Genomic DNA, 15216 nt, shown 5'->3' with positions numbered 1-15216 from the left:
TTGAATTTAAGCACTGTGATTTCATATTAAGCTTTAAAGTGCTACAATAGATAGCGAAATTGTATTACTATAAAAGGAATTACGAGTGTGTAGCATGTGTGTGAAAGTACACAGTTTTTTGGATAGTGATACTTTTAAAAATTATAAGCTATGGTATTATTAATAAGCGTAGAATAACAAACTTATTAATGGTTGAGCGTCATTATTATTGTTAACGACATAAAGTTAAGTTGATACACGTTCAGCTTTTTTTGATGTGTGTATGAACGTAACAAGTGATGAAACATAAAACGCTATAAAAACATTACTAATTAATATTAAAAATGGGAGTGAACATAATGAGTGATCGTGTAAGAGTTAGATATGCCCCAAGTCCAACAGGTTATTTGCATATCGGTAATGCAAGAACTGCATTATTCAACTATTTATTTGCTAAACATTATGATGGAGATTTTGTAATTCGTATAGAAGATACGGACAGTAAACGTAATCTAACTGATGGCGAATCTTCACAATTTGATAATTTAAAATGGTTAGGCATCGATTGGGACGAATCTGTCGATAAAGATAAAGGTTACGGCCCTTATCGCCAATCAGAACGTGGCGAGATCTATAATCCGCTTATTCAGCAATTATTAGATGAAGACAAAGCGTATAAATGTTATATGACTGAAGAAGAACTTGAAGCTGAGCGTGAACAACAAATCAAACGTGGAGAAATGCCACGTTATGGTGGGAAACATGCACACTTAACTGAAGAAGAGCGTCAACAATTCGAAGCAGAAGGTCGTCAACCTGCCATTCGTTTCCGTGTTCCTAAAGACACAACGTTCACTTTTGAAGATATGGTTAAAGGTGAGATTTCATTTGATTCAGATAATATGGGTGACTGGGTTATTGTTAAAAAAGATGGCGTACCTACGTACAATTTTGCAGTAGCTATTGATGATCACTACATGGAAATTTCAGATGTTATTCGCGGCGATGATCATATTTCTAATACACCAAAACAATTAATGATTTATGAAACGTTTGGTTGGGAAGCGCCTAGATTTGCGCATATGTCACTTATCGTTAATGAAGAACGTAAAAAATTAAGTAAACGCGACGGACAAATCCTACAATTCATCGAACAATATCGTGATTTAGGTTATTTACCGGAAGCATTATTTAACTTTATTACATTGTTAGGCTGGTCACCAGAAGGCGAAGAAGAAGTTTATTCTAAAGAAGAATTCATTAAAATCTTCGATGAAAAACGTTTATCTAAATCACCTGCATTTTTCGACAAGCAAAAATTAGCGTGGGTGAATAACCAATATATGAAACAAAAAGATACTGAAACAGTATTCGAATTAGCTTTACCACACCTTATCAAAGCAGAATTACTACCTGAAAATCCAAACGAAGCAGATTTGGAATGGGGTCGTAAACTTGTTGCGCTTTATCAAAAAGAAATGAGTTATGCTGGAGAAATCGTTCCTTTATCTGAGCTATTCTTCCGTGACGAACAAATTTTAGGTGACGATGAACAAGAAATCATCGAAGGTGAACAAGTACCAGAACTAATGAACCACTTATATGGAAAATTAGAAGCACTTGAACCATTTGAAGCGGCAGAAATTAAAAAAACAATCAAAGAAGTTCAAAAAGAAACTGGTATTAAAGGTAAACAACTATTCATGCCAATCCGTGTTGCTGTAACAGGCCAAATGCATGGACCAGAATTACCAAATACAATTGAAGTATTAGGTAAAGAAAAAGTGTTACTACGTTTGAAAAACTACGTTAAATAAAGAGGGTTGCGTGCGATGATATTGTCTCAAGGTGAAAATACTTGAAAAATTACATCGAACCACCTATTATTAAAATTGAAATGGCCTTAGGATTAGTAAGCGATGAAATGTGTCAAGAGAGTGTGCGGTTGCTGTGAGCACACCACTGAAATTGCTGAATGCACCTTTGTGTTAATGAACTAAATAAACTTTAATGAGTGAAGATAAGTTGTTTTATATTTTTAACCATACTAATGGTTAAGGTAATCAACTTATATTTAAAAATAAGAGTGGAACCGTGCAAAGCACCTCTAACAAGTCAGTTAGAGGTGCTTTTTTTAATAAGGAGGTAGCAACCTTGTTTAAGATATTGAAAAGAATAAAAGATGATGTAAACATGGTGTTTGAACAAGACCCAGCTGCGCGCACTACATTGGAAGTTGTCACTTCTTATGCAGGTATACATGCAGTGTGGAGTCATTTGATTGCGCATGAATTATATAAAAAGAAGAAATATATATTAGCAAGATTAATTTCGCAAGTTGCACGCTTTTTCACAGGTATTGAAATACATCCTGGGGCTAAAATAGGCAAACGTTTATTTATTGATCACGGTATGGGTGTTGTTATTGGAGAAACATGTAATATAGGAAATAACGTCACGATTTATCAAGGTGTTACATTAGGCGGTACTGGTAAAGAACGAGGTAAACGTCACCCTGATATAGGGGACAATGTATTAATAGCTGCGGGCGCCAAAGTACTAGGGGATATTAAAATTGATTCGAATGTGAACATAGGAGCAAACTCAGTTGTGTTAAATTCTGTACCAAGTTATTCAACAGTCGTAGGTATACCGGGTCATATCGTTAAGCAAGATGGTAGACGTATTGGTAAAACGTTCGATCACCGTAACTTACCAGATCCTGTTTATGAACAATTGAAAGAATTAGAAAAACAACTTGAGAAAACAAGAAATGGAGAGATACAAGATGATTACATTATATAATACGTTAACACGTCAAAAAGAGACGTTTGAGCCTATTGAACCAGGTAAGGTTAAAATGTATGTTTGTGGACCAACAGTATATAATTATATTCATATTGGTAATGCAAGACCTGCAATTAATTACGATGTGGTAAGAAGATATTTCGAATATCAAGGATACGAAGTGGTATATGTGTCGAACTTTACTGACGTTGACGATAAATTAATCAAGCGTTCTAAAGAATTAAGTGAATCTGTAGAAACGATAGCGGATCGTTATATCGACGCCTTTTACGAAGATGTAGGTGCACTAAACGTTAAAAAAGCAACATCTAATCCACGTGTCATGAACCATATGGATGATATTATTAAGTTTATTAAAGAACTTGTAGATCAAGGCAATGCTTATGAAAGCGGTGGCGATGTATACTTCAGAACACGTAAATTTGAAGACTACGGTAAATTAAGTCATCAATCATTGAATGATTTGAAGGTAGGCGCTCGTATAGAACAAGGTGAACAAAAAGAAGACGCTTTGGATTTCACATTATGGAAACAAGCAAAACCAGAAGAAATAAGCTGGGATAGTCCATTTGGTAAAGGTAGACCAGGCTGGCACATTGAATGTTCTGTAATGGCATATCATGAACTAGGAGCAACAATTGATATTCATGCGGGTGGCACAGATTTACAATTCCCTCACCATGAGAATGAAATTGCACAATCAGAAGCACATAACCATGCACCGTTTGCTAACTATTGGATGCATAATGGATTTATCAATATTGATAATGAAAAAATGAGTAAGTCTTTAGGTAATTTCGTGCTTGTTCACGATATTATAAAACAAATCGACCCTGATGTATTACGTTTCTTTATGATTAGTGTACATTATAGAAGTCCAATTAATTATAATGTTGAACTTGTTGAAGCAGCTAAGAGTGGGTTAGAGCGTGTACGTAACAGTTATCAAGCGATTGAAGAACGTGAAGCGATTGCGACCAATATTGAAGATCAATCTGCATATGTAGAAGCAATTGATGATATTTTAAAACAATTTGAAACAGTAATGAATGATGATTTTAATACAGCCAATGCAATTACTGCATGGTATGATTTAGCAAAACTAGCTAATAAATACATCTTAGAAAACACAACTTCTACAACAGTAATTGAACGCTTTAAAGAAGTATATGAAATTTTTAGCGACGTACTTGGTGTACCACTTAAAGGTAAAGAGAGCGACATGCTTTTAGATGAACAAGTCGAAGCGTTAATAGAAGAAAGAAACAAGGCGAGACAAAATAAAGACTTTGCGCGTGCAGACGAAATTCGTGATGACTTAAAAGCACAAAATATTATTTTAGAAGATACAGCGCAGGGTGTGAGATTTAAACGTGGCTAATATGGATAACAAATTATTGAATCCTTTGACGTTGGCATATATGGGCGATGCTGTTTTAGATCAACACGTGAGAGAATATATCGTGTTGAAATTGAAAGCTAAACCTAACCGATTACATCAAGAAGCAAAACGCTATGTGTCTGCTAAGAGTCAGGCAGAGACACTTGAGTTTTTAATGGAAAACAATTGGTTTACTGAAAGTGAACAAGATATTGTGCGTCGCGGTAGAAATGCTAAAAGTTATACAAAAGCGAAGAATACAGATATACAAACATATCGTAAAAGTTCAGGATTAGAAGCCGTCATTGGTTTTTTATATCTAGAAAAAGAACATGAACGTTTAACATCATTGTTAGAATGTATCGTAAAAAATGTAGATGAAAGGTAGTGGTACTGTGGAAGAGATAGTTATAGTCGGTCGCCATGCAGTTAAAGAAGCGATTGTCTCAGGACATACAATTAATAAGATTTTAATTCAAGATACTATCAAAAAAGGTCAAATAAATGAAATTTTAAAAAAAGCAAATAGCCAAAAAATCATTGTACAAACAGTGCCGAAATCTAAAATAGACGGATTGTCAGAGTCACCTCATCAAGGGATCGCAGCATATATTGCACCATATGAATATGCAGATTTCGACGAATTTTTAGTTACGCAAAAAGCACAAGACAAATTATCTACAGTACTTATACTAGATGGTTTAGAAGATCCACATAATTTAGGATCGATTTTAAGAACAGCTGATGCCTCAGGTGTGGATGCAGTTATCATTCCAAAGAGACGTTCAGTTGCACTAACACAAACGGTAGCTAAAGCCTCTACAGGTGCAATAGAGCACATACCTGTTATTCGTGTGACGAACTTAGCTAATACAATTGATACTTTAAAAGACAATGGTTATTGGGTTGTTGGTACTGAAGCGGAGAATTCAACGGATTATAGAGAAATGGATGCAGCTATGCCTTTAGCGATTGTGATTGGAAGCGAAGGACAAGGTATGAGCCGTTTAGTAAAAGATAAATGTGACTTCTATATCAATATTCCTATGGTTGGTCATGTTAATAGTTTAAATGCGTCAGTAGCAGCAAGTCTGATGATGTATGAGGTTTACCGCAAACGTCATCAGATTGGAGATAAGAGATGAAGGATCGTTACTTAATCATTGATGGTTATAATATGATAGGGCAATCGCAGGACTTAAGTCGAATAGCAAAAGACAATCTCGAGGAAGCACGTGATCAATTACTTACAGCTATAGCGAATTACAATGCTGTAATAGCTGATGAAGTTGTCTGCGTTTTTGATGCTTATGAACAATCCGGCCCACCTACAGAATATATGTACCACGGGGTTAAAACGATATTCACAAAAGAAAAAGAAACGGCAGACAGTTATATAGAACGTTATGTCTATGATTTATACGAGAAACATACTAGACATATTACGGTTGTCACGAGTGATATGAGTGAACAGCATGCGATATTCGGTGCGGGAGCTTATCGTATATCTTCAAGAGAGATGTGGAGAGACTTAAGAGAGAACGAAGTATCTGTATCTAAAGAGCTCGATGGCTTCAACGAACAAAAGCCACGAACACGAATCGAGCTCTCTCATGAGATTCTTAAAGAATTTGAAAAATTAAGACGTGGAGATAATCACAAATAACTATTTTGCACCTTGATTTTTTTATAGCAAACTCTGTATCCTATGCTTACTTTAAGGAAAGGATTACGGACATGTTTGATAGAATTCACAACAAAGAATGTACAACTTATTCGAAGAATCGATTCCAAAATGAAATTGATGTGGAACAAATCATTGATGAAATTACACCATTGATTAATAAAAGATTAAATCATTTTTCAGTGCACCCGAGTGACAAAGAAGATTTATGCCAAGAAGTACTTTTGAAATTGTATAGTGTATTAAGCCGTTTTGATTTTACAGAAGCGACACCTTTAGAACATTATGTCAATTGCGTCATAAAAAATGTAAAAAATGATTATATACGCAAAAAAATGTATACACAACGCCGTCAAGAAGTGCTTGTGAATGAATTTATAGTTACTTATAATAATTCAAAATCTGAACAACCTATAGACAAATACATCATTGCACGGGAAATATCTTCGCAATTAAAGCAGTGCTTGAAAAGACTAACCGATTTAGAACAACGTATTATAAGTTATATTTTAATAGACTATAAACCACAGGAAATTGCACAAATTTTAAATTTAAACACCAAAGTAGTTTACAATGCCATACATCGTTGTAAAATAAAGATAAGACGTTGTTTGGAAAAATGAAAATATGTATTGAAACCAAGTTGTATGTAGTGCCAGTATCACGAAAATAGCATGTTTGAGTGGATTGCTGACAATTGACAATTGACTCAGAAGTTCTGTATAGTAGATTGGTATTATAATGAGTAAGGTGAAGTCTAATGAAAAAAGTACCACTGAATTGTGAAGTCTGTGGCAGTAGAAATTATAATGTTCCGAAACAAAGTAACCTTACATCTAGAATGACATTAAAAAAACATTGTCCGAGATGTAATGCACATACGATGCACAAGGAATCAAAATAATAAGATGACATATTAAGTAATCAGTTGAGTGAATATATCTTTCCAACTAAGTTGAGAGTATTGTATTTGCTTGATTTGTTGTATGGAATAAGCAAATAAGGAATAACGAAATAATACGGAGGTCTTGTTAATGGCTAAAAAAGAAAATTTCTTCCAAGGCGTAAAGTCAGAAATGGAAAAGACAAGTTGGCCAACGAAAGAAGAATTATTTAAGTACACAGTCATTGTTGTAGCTACAGTAGTATTTTTCTTAGTGTTCTTCTATGCCTTAGACTTAGGAATTGGTAGAATTATAGAGTTAATTAAATAGATAGGAGTGACGACATGTCTGAAGAAGTTGACGCAAAGCGTTGGTATGCTGTGCATACTTATTCTGGTTATGAGAATAAAGTTAAAAAGAATTTAGAAAAACGTGTTGAATCTATGAATATGACAGAAAAAATATTCAGAGTAGTTATACCGGAAGAGGAAGAAACACAAGTTAAAGATGGTAAAGCCAAAACATTAACTAAAAAAACATTTCCTGGTTATGTATTAGTTGAATTAGTGATGACAGATGAATCATGGTATATTGTGAGAAATACACCTGGCGTAACAGGATTTGTTGGTTCAGCTGGTTCTGGATCTAAACCTAACCCATTGCTTCCAGATGAAGCACGTTTCATCCTTAAACAAATGGGCATGAAAGAGAAAACAATTGATGTTCAATTAGATTTAGGTGAACAAGTGAGAGTTAAATCAGGTCCATTCGCTAATCAAGTTGGCGAAGTTCAAGAAATTGAGGCTGATAAATTCAAACTTACTGTTCTCGTAGACATGTTTGGTAGAGAAACACCAGTAGAAGTAGAATTTGATCAAGTTGAAAAACTGTAAATGATTACAAGTGCTAAGGCACTTGCATAAGTGACATACTAATCTCGCTAAAGCGAGAAGAGTCACTTTACATGCATTAAGAACTTCTAATCACTAAAATGATGAAAGTTTTGAGGATTACATTAGCTAAAGCTCATGCATAAGAAGATCTAATCACTAAAGTGATAAATGTTTTGAGGATTACATTAGCTAAAGCTAATGCATTAAGAACCTCTAATCACTAAAGTGATTAGAGGTTCTATAAAAAAGTTACACTTTACCATTGCGTTATCAAACGGGTTAATGGTATAATACTGTGGTCGCGCTCATAGAGCGTTCATTTCGTCACGAAATGTAGAAGAGTGGGAGGACAAAATTGAGTCCTGTGACCACATCACGATATCAAGGAGGTGCACATCGTGGCTAAAAAAGTAGAAAAAGTAGTTAAATTACAAATTCCTGCAGGTAAAGCAAATCCAGCACCACCAGTTGGTCCGGCATTAGGTCAAGCAGGTGTGAATATTATGGGATTCTGTAAGGAATTCAACGCACGTACACAAGAAGACGTAGGTTTAATCATACCGGTAGAAATTAGTGTTTATGAAGATCGTTCATTTACATTTATTACAAAAACACCACCGGCTCCAGTACTACTTAAAAAAGCTGCTGGCGTTGAAAAAGGTTCAGGCGAACCTAATAAAAACAAAGTAGCAACAGTAACTAAAGATCAAGTACGTGAAATTGCAAACCAAAAAATGCAAGATTTAAACGCTGCAGACGAAGAAGCAGCTATGCGTATTATCGAAGGTACTGCTCGTAGTATGGGTATTACAGTTCAATAATTAAAAATCAGTAATGAAAACATAGATTGACGATAGAAGCAGATGACAGAAAAGACAAACATGATGACAGCATTCAATATTGTCGTAATATGAGGAATAAATGTCATTTATTAAGGAAGTTCATTCCAACGATAAAATACAATTAAACCTCTCTGTTATCTGCTCTTAACTTGTGAAAACAAGTAAATGTGGGAGGGAATTCCGCTAAAACCACTGAAGGAGGAACATGAAATGGCTAAAAAAAGCAAAAGATATCAAGAAGTAGCTAGCAAAATCGATCGTGAAAAACACTACAGTGTTGAAGAAGCGATTGCATTAGCTAAAGAAACAAGCATTGCTAACTTTGACGCATCAGTTGAAGTAGCATTCCGTTTAGGTATTGATACACGTAAAAATGATCAACAAATCCGTGGAGCAGTAGTGCTTCCAAACGGTACTGGTAAATCACAAAGTGTATTAGTATTCGCAAAAGGCGAAAAAGCAGCTGAAGCAGAAGCAGCAGGTGCTGATTTCGTTGGTGAAGGTGAATACGTAGAAAAAATCCAACAAGGTTGGTTTGATTTCGACGTAGTAGTAGCTACACCAGACATGATGGGCGAAGTTGGTAAACTTGGTCGCGTATTAGGACCTAAAGGTTTAATGCCAAACCCTAAAACTGGAACAGTAACTATGGATGTTACTAAAGCAGTTGAAGAAATCAAAGCTGGTAAAGTTGAATACCGTGCTGAAAAATCAGGTATCGTTCATGCATCAATTGGTAAAACATCATTTGATACTGAAAAATTAGTTGAAAACTTCAGAACTTTACAAGACGTTTTAACTAAATTAAAACCTGCATCAGCTAAAGGTACTTACTTCAAATCTGTTGCTGTAACAACAACAATGGGTCCTGGAGTTAAAGTTGACACATCAGGCTTTAAACTATAATTTTTAACATAAAATATTTTAAGGCTGAAAGTCTTGCTTTCAGCCTTAAATAAATATTGACATAACACATGAAACCAGTTATATTGGTTAATGTATTATTTTACCTAAGACAGTAGGAGTTAGTGATAACTTAAAATTATATCCTGCCGAGGCTAAAATTGACTTGAACGTGAAGAATTTAGATCTTTCAAGCACTTTTTGCCACGGGTAGAAAGTGCTTTTTTTATTGAGTAATGTTTATAAGGACAATAACTCAAGATAAAAAGCACCAAACTAAATCTATGGAGGTGTCTAAATGTCTGCTATCATCGATGCAAAACAACAACAAGTTGATATCATTGCAGAACAACTTAAAAACTCAGTATCTACAGTTATCGTTGACTATCGTGGTCTAAGCGTTGCTGAAGTAACTGAATTACGTTCGCAATTACGTGAAGCTGGTGTTGAGTATAAAGTTTACAAAAACACTATGGTTCGCCGTGCAGCTGAACAAGCTGGAATTGACGGGTTAAACGAATTCTTAGTAGGTCCTACAGCAATCGCAACTTCAACTGAAGATGTAGTTGCTCCAGCGAAAGTAATCGCGGGATTCGCTAAAGAACATAAAGCATTAGAAGTTAAAACAGGTGTTATGGAAGGCAATGTTATCTCAGCAGAGCAAGTTAACACTGTTGGTACATTACCATCACACGACGGTCTTGTTTCTATGCTTTTATCAGTATTACAAGCTCCAGTACGCAACTTCGCTTATGCGGTTAAAGCAATTGGAGAAGAACAAGAAGGAAAAGAAGAAAGCGCTGAATAATTGCGCATAAACTAATAACAATTAATGGAGGAATATTAAAATGGCTAATCAAGAACAAATCATTGAAGCAATCAAAGAAATGTCAGTTTTAGAATTAAACGACTTAGTAAAAGCAATTGAAGAAGAATTTGGTGTAACTGCAGCAGCTCCAGTAGCAGCAGCAGGCGCAGCAGGTGGCGGAGACGCTGAAGCTGAACAAACTGAATTCAACGTTGAATTAACATCAGCTGGATCATCTAAAATCAAAGTTGTTAAAGCTGTTAAAGAAGCAACTGGTCTTGGATTAAAAGACGCTAAAGGTTTAGTTGACGATGCTCCTAAAGTAATCAAAGAAGGACTAGCTAAAGAAGACGCTGAAGAACTTAAAGCAACTTTAGAAGAAGCTGGCGCTACAGTAGAAATCAAATAATTTTTGCTGTCTAACAGTTAATAATTATATAGTGAAGATGATACAAGCAGCTTAATGCATCGCTACTTCGGTACGCTGATTTTAAGTGAAATGTATTTTATCTGAAATCTTTGAGAAATGAAAACCCCGTTATTAGTATAACGGGGTTTTATCTTATTTGATCTATATCTATGGTCGTTACTGTGGTTCGACCACAATGTGACATATAACATGGGTATAGTATTAATCTAAGAAGAATTAGATTAAAAGAGGTGTAGTCATGAGTCATTATTATGATGAAAATCCTGAAGTAGAAAGTAATGAGTTGCTTTTTACGTACTCCTACGATAACTGTAAATTAGAGCTAGTAACAGATTCGGGCGTCTTTTCAAAAGGAAAGATTGACTTTGGATCAGATTTATTAGTAAAAACTTTTTTGAAAGCATATCCTCCTGGCCCTACTAAACGCATCTTGGATGTTGGTTGTGGTTATGGCCCTATCGGTTTAATGATTGCAAAAACTTCCCCGCATCATGAAGTGACGATGGTTGATGTTAATCAGCGTGCACTATCATTATCAAGAAAAAACAGAAAAAAGAACCGTATAGACAATGTGGAAATCAAAGAAAGTGATGGTTTATCACAGGTAGAAACTGACGCGTATGATTTTATGCTGACTAATCCACCGATTAGAGCAGGAAAAAAAGTCGTTCACAGCATTTTAGAAGACGCATATAAAGTATTGAAACAAGGTGGCGCGCTGTATGTCGTAATTCAAAAAAAACAAGGCATGCCATCAGCAAAGCAAAAAATGCAAGACACTTTTAACAATGTAGAAGTCTTAGCAAAAGACAAAGGTTACTACATTTTAAGAAGCACGAAAGCTTGATTTAAAAGTATCAATCTGATATAGTAATAGAATGTAAAAATTTATGTTCAATAAGTGTGTACTTTTACGTGTAAATGAACAATGTATATGAGGTAAAATGGAAAATGGTGTCATTTGGTATGCTACCGTTTTCTTTTTATCTCATTATATTGGCTCATTTAGTAAAAGTAAACACGCAATTTTTGAGGGGTGAATCTGTTTGGCAGGTCAATTTGTCCAATATGGAAGACATCGTAAACGTAGAAACTATGCGAGAATTTCAGAGGTATTAGAATTACCGAATTTAATTGAGATTCAGACTGAGTCTTACGAGTGGTTCTTAGAAGAAGGTTTATTAGAAATGTTTAGAGACATTTCTCCGATTGAAGATTTCACAGGCAATCTTTCTTTAGAGTTTGTAGATTATAGACTCGGAGAACCGAAATATGATTTAGAAGAATCAAAAAACCGTGATACAACGTATTCTGCACCTCTACGTGTAAAAGTACGTCTAATCATCAAAGAAACTGGCGAAGTGAAAGAGCAAGAAGTATTTATGGGCGATTTCCCATTAATGACAGATACAGGTACATTCGTAATAAATGGTGCTGAACGTGTAATCGTTTCACAATTAGTTCGTTCACCATCCGTATACTTCAATGAAAAACTAGATAAAAATGGTCGTACAAACTTCGATGCAACAATTATTCCTAACCGTGGTGCATGGTTAGAATATGAAACTGATGCGAAAGATGTTGTTTATGTACGTATTGATAGAACAAGAAAATTACCATTAACAGTATTATTACGTGCTTTAGGTTTCTCAACTGATCAAGAAATCGTTGATCTTTTAGGTGAAAACGAGTACTTACGTAATACTTTAGAAAAAGATGGTACTGAAAATACTGATCAAGCATTATTAGAAATTTATGAGCGTTTACGCCCTGGCGAACCGCCTACAGTTGAAAATGCTAAGAGCTTATTATATTCTCGTTTCTTTGATCCGAAACGTTATGACTTAGCTAGTGTAGGTCGTTACAAAGCGAATAAAAAACTTCATTTGAAACACCGTTTATTCAATCAGAAATTAGCTGAACCAATTGTTAATACTGAAACAGGTGAAATTGTAGCTGAAGAAGGTACAGTCTTAGATCGTCGTAACTTAGATGAGGTTATGGATGTACTAGAAGCAAATGCAAACAGTGAAGTCTTTGAATTAGAAGGTACTGTTATTGATGAACCTGTTGAGATTCAATCAATCAAAGTATACGTTCCGAACGATGAAGAAGGACGTACAACTACAGTGATTGGTAATGCTTTCCCTGATTCAGAAGTGAAATGCATTACACCAGCAGATATTATTGCATCAATGTCATACTTCTTTAACTTGTTAAGTGGTATTGGCTTTACAGATGATATTGACCATTTAGGTAATCGTCGTCTACGTTCAGTAGGGGAACTATTACAAAATCAATTCCGTATTGGTTTATCAAGAATGGAACGTGTTGTACGTGAAAGAATGTCTATCCAAGACACTGATTCTGTTACGCCTCAACAATTAATCAATATTCGTCCTGTTATTGCATCTATTAAAGAATTCTTTGGTAGCTCTCAATTATCACAATTCATGGACCAAGCTAACCCATTAGCCGAGTTAACACATAAACGTCGTTTATCAGCATTAGGACCCGGCGGTTTAACACGTGAACGTGCTCAAATGGAAGTACGTGACGTTCACTATTCTCACTATGGTCGTATGTGTCCGATCGAAACACCAGAGGGTCCGAATATCGGACTTATCAACTCACTATCTAGTTATGCGCGTGTGAATGAATTTGGTTTCATTGAAACACCTTACCGTAAAGTAGATCTTGAAACACATTCAATCACAGACCAAATTGACTACTTAACAGCTGACGAAGAAGACAGCTATGTAGTAGCTCAAGCAAACTCTGTATTAGATGAAAATGGTCGTTTCGTAGAAGACGAAGTTGTTTGTCGTTTCCGTGGTAATAACACAGTTATGGCTAAAGAAAAAATGGACTACATGGATGTTTCACCTAAACAAGTTGTTTCTGCTGCGACAGCATGTATTCCTTTCTTAGAAAACGATGACTCTAACCGTGCATTGATGGGTGCAAACATGCAACGTCAAGCAGTGCCATTGATGAATCCTGAATCACCATTCGTAGGTACTGGTATGGAGCACGTGGCAGCACGTGACTCTGGTGCAGCAATTGTTGCAAAACATAAAGGCCGTGTTGAACACGTTGAATCTAATGAAATTCTTGTACGTCGACTTATTGAAGAAGATGGTCAAGAATATGAAGGCGAATTAGATCGCTATCCATTAGCTAAGTTCAAACGTTCAAATACTGGTACATGTTATAACCAAAGACCTATCATTGCTACTGGCGATGTAGTGACTAAAGGCGAAATTTTAGCTGACGGTCCTTCAATGGAACTTGGTGAAATGGCGTTAGGTAGAAACTTAGTTGTTGGTTTCATGACTTGGGACGGTTATAACTACGAGGATGCTGTAATCATGAGTGAACGTCTAGTTAAAGATGACGTATACACTTCTATTCATATTGAAGAGTATGAATCTGAAGCACGTGATACAAAACTAGGACCTGAAGAAATCACTCGTGATATTCCTAACGTTTCAGATAGTGCACTTAAAAACTTAGATGACCGCGGTATTGTATACGTAGGTGCTGAAGTTAATGATGGTGACATCTTAGTCGGTAAAGTAACGCCTAAAGGTGTAACAGAGTTAACTGCAGAAGAACGTTTACTACATGCAATCTTCGGTGAAAAAGCACGTGAAGTTCGCGATACATCATTACGCGTACCTCATGGTGCAGGTGGTATTGTTCTAGATGTTAAAGTCTTTAACCGTGAAGAAGGAGACGACACATTATCTCCAGGTGTTAACCAATTAGTTCGTGTTTATATCGTTCAAAAACGTAAAATACACGTTGGTGACAAAATGTGTGGTCGACATGGTAACAAGGGTGTAATTTCTAAACTTGTTCCTGAAGAAGATATGCCTTATTTACCAGACGGTACGCCAATCGATATCATGTTGAACCCACTTGGTGTTCCATCACGTATGAATATCGGACAAGTATTAGAGCTACACTTAGGTATGGCTGCTAAAAACTTAGGTATTCACGTTGCTTCACCAGTATTTGATGGTGCGAGTGATGATGATGTATGGTCAACAATTGAAGAAGCTGGTATGGCTCGTGACGGTAAGACGGTATTATATGACGGACGTACAGGTGAACCATTTGATAACAGAATTTCAGTTGGTGTAATGTACATGCTGAAACTTGCTCACATGGTTGACGATAAATTACACGCACGTTCAACAGGACCTTACTCACTTGTTACGCAACAACCACTTGGTGGTAAAGCACAATTTGGTGGACAACGTTTCGGTGAGATGGAAGTATGGGCACTTGAAGCATACGGTGCTGCATATACACTTCAAGAAATCTTAACTTACAAATCCGATGATACAGTAGGTCGTGTGAAAACATATGAATCTATTGTTAAAGGTGAAAATATCACTAAACCAGGTGTTCCTGAATCATTCAGAGTATTGATGAAAGAATTACAAAGTTTAGGGTTAGACGTTAAGATTATGGACGAGCATGACAATGAAATTGACATGCAAGACAATGAAGATGATGATGTCGTTGAACGTAAAGTGGATCTTCAACAAAAAGAAGCGCCACAATCACAGAAAGAAATTACAGACTAATTGCAT

The 15216-nt window shown here is 35.8% G+C and carries 16 protein-coding genes and 1 other annotated feature; all 16 genes read left to right on the top strand.

Going from position 1 to position 15216, the window contains the following annotated elements; all coding sequences use genetic code 11:
* The first annotated feature begins 338 nt into the window (after positions 1-338).
* The 16 genes from gltX (at position 339) to rpoB (ending at position 15210) form a co-directional block, all read left to right on the top strand.
* The gene (gene gltX / locus MHB47_RS11770; protein ID WP_002508583.1) at positions 339-1796 is read left to right on the top strand and encodes a glutamate--tRNA ligase; all 1458 of its coding nucleotides are present in this window, start codon (positions 339-341) and stop codon (positions 1794-1796) included.
* Positions 1797-2142: 346 nt separating this feature from the next.
* Positions 2143-2784: a serine O-acetyltransferase gene (gene cysE / locus MHB47_RS11765; protein WP_031266086.1), complete on the top strand. Its 642-nt coding sequence runs from the start codon at positions 2143-2145 to the stop codon at positions 2782-2784.
* On the top strand, positions 2768-4168 hold the full coding sequence (gene cysS, locus MHB47_RS11760) for a cysteine--tRNA ligase (RefSeq protein WP_340756846.1): 1401 nt from the start codon (positions 2768-2770) through the stop codon (positions 4166-4168). Before cysE ends, cysS begins: the two co-directional genes overlap by 17 nt.
* Before the next feature lies 1 nt (position 4169).
* Positions 4170-4556, top strand: a complete 387-nt coding sequence (locus MHB47_RS11755) for a Mini-ribonuclease 3 (RefSeq protein ID WP_002508580.1) — start codon at positions 4170-4172, stop codon at positions 4554-4556.
* 7 nt (positions 4557-4563) lie between these two features.
* Complete coding sequence (gene rlmB / locus MHB47_RS11750) at positions 4564-5313, top strand: 23S rRNA (guanosine(2251)-2'-O)-methyltransferase RlmB (protein WP_002508579.1); 750 nt, start codon at positions 4564-4566, stop codon at positions 5311-5313.
* A complete protein-coding gene (locus MHB47_RS11745; protein ID WP_002508578.1) occupies positions 5310-5834 on the top strand; it encodes an NYN domain-containing protein in 525 nt (174 codons plus the stop codon). The genes rlmB and MHB47_RS11745 overlap by 4 nt, the downstream gene beginning before the upstream one ends.
* 71 nt (positions 5835-5905) lie before the next feature.
* Entirely contained in the window at positions 5906-6475 is a 570-nt protein-coding gene (locus tag MHB47_RS11740; protein WP_340756844.1) for a sigma-70 family RNA polymerase sigma factor, read from the top strand.
* 137 nt (positions 6476-6612) lie between these two features.
* Positions 6613-6756, top strand: coding sequence for a 50S ribosomal protein L33 (rpmG, locus tag MHB47_RS11735; protein ID WP_002508576.1), 144 nt, complete (start codon positions 6613-6615; stop codon positions 6754-6756).
* Positions 6757-6886: 130 nt separating this feature from the next.
* Positions 6887-7066 (top strand): preprotein translocase subunit SecE, encoded by a 180-nt coding sequence (secE, locus tag MHB47_RS11730; protein WP_002484168.1) that lies wholly within the window; start codon positions 6887-6889, stop codon positions 7064-7066.
* A 14-nt stretch (positions 7067-7080) separates the two neighbouring features.
* A complete protein-coding gene (nusG, locus tag MHB47_RS11725; protein WP_002508575.1) occupies positions 7081-7629 on the top strand; it encodes a transcription termination/antitermination protein NusG in 549 nt (182 codons plus the stop codon).
* A gap of 398 nt (positions 7630-8027) precedes the next feature.
* Positions 8028-8450: a 50S ribosomal protein L11 gene (gene rplK, locus MHB47_RS11720; RefSeq protein ID WP_002508574.1), complete on the top strand. Its 423-nt coding sequence runs from the start codon at positions 8028-8030 to the stop codon at positions 8448-8450.
* Positions 8451-8681: 231 nt separating this feature from the next.
* A complete protein-coding gene (gene rplA / locus MHB47_RS11715; protein ID WP_002508573.1) occupies positions 8682-9377 on the top strand; it encodes a 50S ribosomal protein L1 in 696 nt (231 codons plus the stop codon).
* An 85-nt stretch (positions 9378-9462) separates the two neighbouring features.
* Positions 9463-9610, top strand: a sequence feature (ribosomal protein L10 leader region).
* A gap of 62 nt (positions 9611-9672) precedes the next feature.
* Positions 9673-10182, top strand: coding sequence for a 50S ribosomal protein L10 (gene rplJ, locus MHB47_RS11710; protein WP_002508572.1), 510 nt, complete (start codon positions 9673-9675; stop codon positions 10180-10182).
* Between the two features lie 40 nt (positions 10183-10222).
* On the top strand, positions 10223-10591 hold the full coding sequence (gene rplL / locus MHB47_RS11705) for a 50S ribosomal protein L7/L12 (protein WP_002508571.1): 369 nt from the start codon (positions 10223-10225) through the stop codon (positions 10589-10591).
* 259 nt (positions 10592-10850) lie between these two features.
* The gene (locus MHB47_RS11700; RefSeq protein WP_340756842.1) at positions 10851-11459 is read left to right on the top strand and encodes a class I SAM-dependent methyltransferase; all 609 of its coding nucleotides are present in this window, start codon (positions 10851-10853) and stop codon (positions 11457-11459) included.
* 199 nt (positions 11460-11658) lie between these two features.
* Complete coding sequence (rpoB, locus tag MHB47_RS11695; RefSeq protein WP_002508569.1) at positions 11659-15210, top strand: DNA-directed RNA polymerase subunit beta; 3552 nt, start codon at positions 11659-11661, stop codon at positions 15208-15210.
* The last annotated feature ends 6 nt before the right edge of the window (positions 15211-15216 follow it).

The organism is Staphylococcus sp. FSL K6-3157 (assembly GCF_038005145.1).
Lineage (GTDB): Bacteria > Bacillota > Bacilli > Staphylococcales > Staphylococcaceae > Staphylococcus > Staphylococcus equorum.
Note: the sequence above shows the minus strand (reverse complement) of the source record. Positions and strands in the feature narration are given on the sequence as shown.

Bases quoted from the DNA above. Each gene is read 5' to 3' on its own strand.
- rplL (WP_002508571.1), top strand. From the start codon at position 10,223: ATGGCTAATCAAGAACAAATCATTGAAGCAATCAAAGAAATGTCAGTT.
- MHB47_RS11700 (WP_340756842.1), top strand. From the start codon at position 10,851: ATGAGTCATTATTATGATGAAAATCCTGAAGTAGAAAGTAATGAGTTG.
- gltX (WP_002508583.1), top strand. From the start codon at position 339: ATGAGTGATCGTGTAAGAGTTAGATATGCCCCAAGTCCAACAGGTTAT.
- MHB47_RS11755 (WP_002508580.1), top strand. From the start codon at position 4,170: ATGGATAACAAATTATTGAATCCTTTGACGTTGGCATATATGGGCGAT.
- MHB47_RS11740 (WP_340756844.1), top strand. From the start codon at position 5,906: ATGTTTGATAGAATTCACAACAAAGAATGTACAACTTATTCGAAGAAT.
- cysS (WP_340756846.1), top strand. From the start codon at position 2,768: ATGATTACATTATATAATACGTTAACACGTCAAAAAGAGACGTTTGAG.
- nusG (WP_002508575.1), top strand. From the start codon at position 7,081: ATGTCTGAAGAAGTTGACGCAAAGCGTTGGTATGCTGTGCATACTTAT.
- rplA (WP_002508573.1), top strand. From the start codon at position 8,682: ATGGCTAAAAAAAGCAAAAGATATCAAGAAGTAGCTAGCAAAATCGAT.
- secE (WP_002484168.1), top strand. From the start codon at position 6,887: ATGGCTAAAAAAGAAAATTTCTTCCAAGGCGTAAAGTCAGAAATGGAA.
- rplJ (WP_002508572.1), top strand. From the start codon at position 9,673: ATGTCTGCTATCATCGATGCAAAACAACAACAAGTTGATATCATTGCA.
- rpmG (WP_002508576.1), top strand. From the start codon at position 6,613: ATGAAAAAAGTACCACTGAATTGTGAAGTCTGTGGCAGTAGAAATTAT.
- MHB47_RS11745 (WP_002508578.1), top strand. From the start codon at position 5,310: ATGAAGGATCGTTACTTAATCATTGATGGTTATAATATGATAGGGCAA.